5 protein-coding genes and 1 tRNA gene are annotated in these 4,869 nt (G+C 37.4%); all 6 read right to left on the bottom strand.

The genetic code is table 11. The features are described from left to right. Positions 1–58: 58 nt before the first annotated feature. Complete coding sequence (gene proB, locus AB1397_05305; GenBank protein ID MEW6482401.1) at positions 59–871, bottom strand: glutamate 5-kinase; 813 nt, start codon at positions 869–871, stop codon at positions 59–61. After that, positions 868–1,620 carry a Nif3-like dinuclear metal center hexameric protein gene (locus tag AB1397_05300; GenBank protein MEW6482400.1) on the bottom strand — a complete coding sequence of 251 codons (753 nt, stop codon included), beginning with the start codon at positions 1,618–1,620 and terminating at the stop codon, positions 868–870. Before AB1397_05300 ends, proB begins: the two co-directional genes overlap by 4 nt. Before the next feature lie 73 nt (positions 1,621–1,693). Then, a complete protein-coding gene (gene hisS, locus AB1397_05295; protein MEW6482399.1) occupies positions 1,694–3,097 on the bottom strand; it encodes a histidine--tRNA ligase in 1,404 nt (467 codons plus the stop codon). 194 nt (positions 3,098–3,291) lie between these two features. After that, positions 3,292–3,366, bottom strand: a tRNA-His gene (locus AB1397_05290). A gap of 3 nt (positions 3,367–3,369) precedes the next feature. After that, on the bottom strand, positions 3,370–4,269 hold the full coding sequence (hisG, locus tag AB1397_05285) for an ATP phosphoribosyltransferase (protein MEW6482398.1): 900 nt from the start codon (positions 4,267–4,269) through the stop codon (positions 3,370–3,372). A 5-nt stretch (positions 4,270–4,274) separates the two neighbouring features. Further along, positions 4,275–4,869, bottom strand: a 595-nt coding sequence (locus tag AB1397_05280) for a tetratricopeptide repeat protein (GenBank protein ID MEW6482397.1), incomplete at its 5' end; no start/stop codon positions are given.

The following is a 4,869-nucleotide window of genomic DNA, read 5'->3' as shown; positions in this document are numbered from 1 at the left end:
ATTTTCAATTCAAAATTCAAAATTTAGAATTCAAAATTTCTTAAATACTATTTTTGCACTAAGTAATGGAAGATACTATAGGTAAAAATAGTGTCCCCTCCCTTTTTCCCGCTAGAATTCTCTTTAAAGTTTTCTCTTTCTTTCCCGAGGCAATAATTGCTGGAATTCCAGATTCTATGCACATCTCTGCCGCTTTAAGCTTTGTCTTCATTCCACCGATTGTGTTTTTACCCTTTTTTTCCTTGACAAACCCTCTAATCTCATCGGTTATCTCAGAGATTACCGGGATTATCTTTTCAAATTCACTATTATTAAGTTTATAAACACCATCTTCATCTGTCAAGATAATTAAACAAGAGGCATTAAGAAGAAGGGCAAGATGGGAGGAGAGGGTGTCATTATCCCCTATTTTAAGCTCCTCTGTTGCAACGCTATCGTTCTCATTAACAATAGGAATAACGCCAAGTTTAAATAATAGGAAGAATGTGTTTAAGATATTAAGGGAGGATTTCTTTGTGAATAATTCATTGTGGGTAAGGAGTATCTGGGAGATTACAATGTTATATTTTCCAAATAGGCTTTTGTAAAGCTCCATAAGCAAGGGCTGACCAATAGAGGCCAAAGCCTGCCTTTCCTGAATTACCTTTGGATATTCAGCTATTCCAAAAGCCCTCATTCCACAACCAATCGCACCCGATGAAACAATTATAACCTCAATCCCCTTTTTTCTTATCTCTACAATATCGTCTACAATGGAGGCGATGTATTTTGGAGTGAAAACAGAGCCTTCCTGGAATAGGGATGTTCCAATCTTTACCACAATCCTTCTGACTCCTGACTCCAGACTCTTGACTCCTGACTTTCTTTTCATAGCCAGCAAGGTGTATCAATGAATATGCAGGAAATGGCAAATTTTTTCTCTATTTCTTGCATTAAAGCCTTAATTCCTAAGGTTTCGGTGGCATAGTGTCCAGAGAATATTATATTTATCCCACCCTCTTTTGCCAGGGAAAAGGAAAATAGCTTGGGCTCTCCGGTGATAAAAAGGTCAACTTTCTTTTTAATTGCCTCATTTATACAATCGCATCCACCACCAGAAATAACCGCAATTATTTCTATTTTTTCCTTTCCGCAGGGTAATATTTTAGAGGATGTATTTAGCCTACCATCAAGGATTTTTACTATCTCCTCCCTATTTATAGCCTCCCTTAGCCTTCCTAAAAAGCCTATCTCAGAACCTTGATATTTTCCAAATGGCTCTATATAAGAGGTGCTAAATAGGTTTATCAGGGAGATATTGTTTCCAAATCTTGGATGTAAGTCTAAAGGAAGGTGGACGGCATAGAGGGATATCCCATTTTCTATCAAGACCTTTATTCTCTTATAAAGAATCCCTGTAATTGGCTCTTGTATTCCCCAAAATAGGCCATGATGGACAACCACAAGATTGCAAGAGCTATTTTTTGCCTTAATAAATGTTTCTTGTGAGCCATCTACCGCAAAGGCAATCTTTTCTATCTCCTCCCCTCCCTCAACCTGCAAGCCATTTAAGGAGGAATCAGAAATATCCTTTATTTTCAATTCATCATCCAAAAATTGGCAAATCTCTCTCAGCTTCAATATCCTTGAAAAGTAAGGGTTAACTTTGATTCAGAAGGACTTTCTTTAAGATAAAACCTCCTTAACACATCCCTCACAGCATTTTTTTGACTGTCTCTACCAAATCCTTGCGGCTTATCGTTATCTGGGCCTTTTTCCCAGCCTCTACCCATTCCTTATGACCTGAAACAAGGGATCTCTCCCTTAATTGCTTCCTTAAATCCTTTACACAGACACAATCATTTAAGAACTCATCAGAGCCAATTATTATTGCAATGGGAATCTCTTGAGCGTTGGCATATTGAAGTTGGAAAGATAAACCTTTATTGCCAAGATAGAGCTCTGTATTAACTCCAGAAAGCCTGAGTTCTCTGGCAATCTTCTTGTATTGTGAAATTTTATCTTCCTCCATTACAGTTACAAGCACCTGTGTGGTTGAGGTTGGGGTTTTTAAAATATTTAGCTTAACTAGGGCATCCAAGATCCTACTTACTCCAAGTGAAGCACCGGTTCCTGGTAATTCAACACCCGAAAACCTCTTGATCAATTCATCATATCTTCCACCGGCAAAAACCGCACCAAATTCCTGCGCATCTTGCAAAATTGCCTCAAATACAGTCCCAGTATAATAATCCAGACCACGGGCAATGCTTATATCTATAACCACGCTTTCTTCTGAAATCTCCATCGCCTCTAAATAACCACATAATTCCTCAAGCTCATTTATTCCTAATAATGCTTGAGGGAAATCAGAAAAGAATGCCTTAAGTGAGCTAATTAATTCTCTTTTATTACCCCTTTCTTGTGAAAGAAATTCTATTATCCTCTCTACTTTATTAAGAGAAAGGCCAAGACCAGCAATTTTATCTCCTGATTCATCTATCCTTCCATTTGTCAATTCCTCCTTGATAGCATCAATACCCTGCTTTTCCAATTTATCGATTACCCGGAAAACAGCTATTTTTTTATCCTCTGGAATTTTAACAAAATCAGCCAGGCTATTCAATACCTTCCTATTGTTTATCCTTATCTTAAATCTAGAAATTCCCAATGCCTTTAATGTATCATACATAATACAAATGATTTCAGCATCAGAGGCAATAAGGCTTGAGCCTACAATATCAATATCAGCCTGGATAAACTCCCTAAACCTTCCAGGGTCGGGTTTCTCAGCCCTAAAGACATGACCTATCTGGTATCTACGAAATGGCTTTGGAAGGTTTGGATATTGAGCTACTACCCTTGCCAAGGGAACGGTTAAATCAAAACGAAGGCCTACATCCTTTCCCTCAGGGCTCCTAAGGCGGTAAATTTGCTTATCCATCTCGGGGGAGCCCTTTCCCAGCAATGTTAGGGCATATTCCTGTGAGGGTGTATCCAAAGGAAGAAAGCCATATCTTTCGAAGACCCTTTGGATTATAGAAATGAGATGTTGCCTGGCAATCATTTCTTTTGGCAAGTAGTCTTTAAATCCTTTAGGAATTTCTGGATTAATCATTTATCTTTCTCTCTACTGGCGATGGGACTCGAACTTCGGATTTTCTAAGGCTCAAAAGTCCTTCTCGTCCTTTTTCGCCTAACAAAATCTCTCGTTCCTGGCCCTCACTTCGTTCGGGCTTCGAGTCCCTTTCTCCTTTCTTTATTTCTCTTTCATTTTACAATTTGCAATCTACAATTTGCAATTTTCCTCTCTACTGGCGATGGGACTCGAACCCATGACCTTCTGATCCACAGTCAGACACTCTAAACCAACTGAGCTACGCCAGCAAATTACCATATAATCTTTGAGATGGGAAAGACCTCAATGAGATCACTCCCTTTTTCTTTAAGCTTGGGAATCAAAAGACGCAAATTCCTTTCCTTGATAATTCCCTCAATTATTACATAATTCTCTCCCAAAGAAAAGGAGGGTGTAGTGATTGCTTCTTTCTTAAGGATGTTCAAGCTTTTTTCATATTTATCCCTTGGGTATCTTGCCTTGATTAAAACCTTTCCCTCGGCTTCAATTACACCCTTCATTAACATTATTATATCCTCCATCTTTTTATGCTTCCATTTATTTCTATATGCATCTTTGTTTGTGATGAATACAGTTGTAGATTCCAACACAGTATCAATAATTCTTAAGCCATTCGCCTTTAATGAAGCACCTGTTTCGGTTAATTCTACAATCGCATCAACAAACTCAGGCACCTTAACCTCAGTAGCACCCCAAGAAAACTCAACCTCTACATTCACCCCTTTATTTGCAAAGTAATTCTTTGTAATATTTTCTAGCTCTGTAGCCACCCTTTTTCCTTCTAAATCCTCAACCCTTTTAATCTGCGATTCTTCTGCTACTGCCAAGACCCATTTAACCATGGTAAAACCCTGTTTTGCATAATTTAATTCACAGACTTCATATATCTTTTTGGCCTTTTCATAATTTGCTAATCTATATTCTTCTAGCCAATCCTTACCTGTAATAGCTGCATCAAGGCTTTCCTCTGCGATAAACCTTGGCATATCTTGAGGCTTTAAGAGCCTAACACTAATTTCAGGGTCATCTATATCAGGAGAATATAAGCGAGAATTAGAAGAGATAAATATCTTATACCCTGCCCTATCTAAAATTCTTATGGTCAATTCCTGAAGGCTTCCCTTTGGTATTCCCAATTTTAACTTCTCCATCTTTCCTAATAATTATACCCTTTTTTCTTTAATTTGTCAAAATTTTGCAAAAACCTCAAGACATCCCTTGCATAAGAATCCTTTTTATCTATCTTAAGAACCTTTAAAGCCTCGTTTTTTGCCTCCTTTAGCCTATTTTCCTTAAGATAGACTCCAGTCAGTTCTTTGTAGAGGTTTTTAAGGTTTTCTCTGTAATCGGGATTAAGATTTTTTGCACAAAGGAAATATCTTTCTGCCATTTCATAATTTTTGGATGAAACATAAATAATGGCAAGGTTGTTGTATGGATCTGCCCAATAGGGAGAAATTTCAAGAACCTTTTTGTAATAAAAAATAGCCTTATTGCTATCTTTTTCCTCATTCAGCCTTGCCAATAAAAACCATATCTTTGGCTCATCAGATGCAAATTTAAGGGCTTTCTTTGCAATTTCTTCTGCTTCATCTTTTCTTCCTAAATCAAGAAGGATTTCTATGTATCTTTTTTTGTATTCCCTTTCCCATTTATTAAAATCTGATGCTTTTTTGTAATAGGCAATAGCTTTATCTTTATATCCGCTTCGGATAAGCATTTCTCCCTTATGAAAATAAATATCGGAAATG

Source organism: bacterium, from assembly GCA_040756715.1.
GTDB lineage: Bacteria > UBA9089 > UBA9088 > UBA9088 > UBA9088 > JBFLYE01.
This window is presented reverse-complemented; position numbering and strand designations above follow the sequence as displayed.

Bases quoted from the DNA above. Each gene is read 5' to 3' on its own strand.
- proB (MEW6482401.1), bottom strand. From the start codon at position 871: ATGAAAAGAAAGTCAGGAGTCAAGAGTCTGGAGTCAGGAGTCAGAAGG.
- hisS (MEW6482399.1), bottom strand. From the start codon at position 3,097: ATGATTAATCCAGAAATTCCTAAAGGATTTAAAGACTACTTGCCAAAA.
- hisG (MEW6482398.1), bottom strand. From the start codon at position 4,269: ATGGAGAAGTTAAAATTGGGAATACCAAAGGGAAGCCTTCAGGAATTG.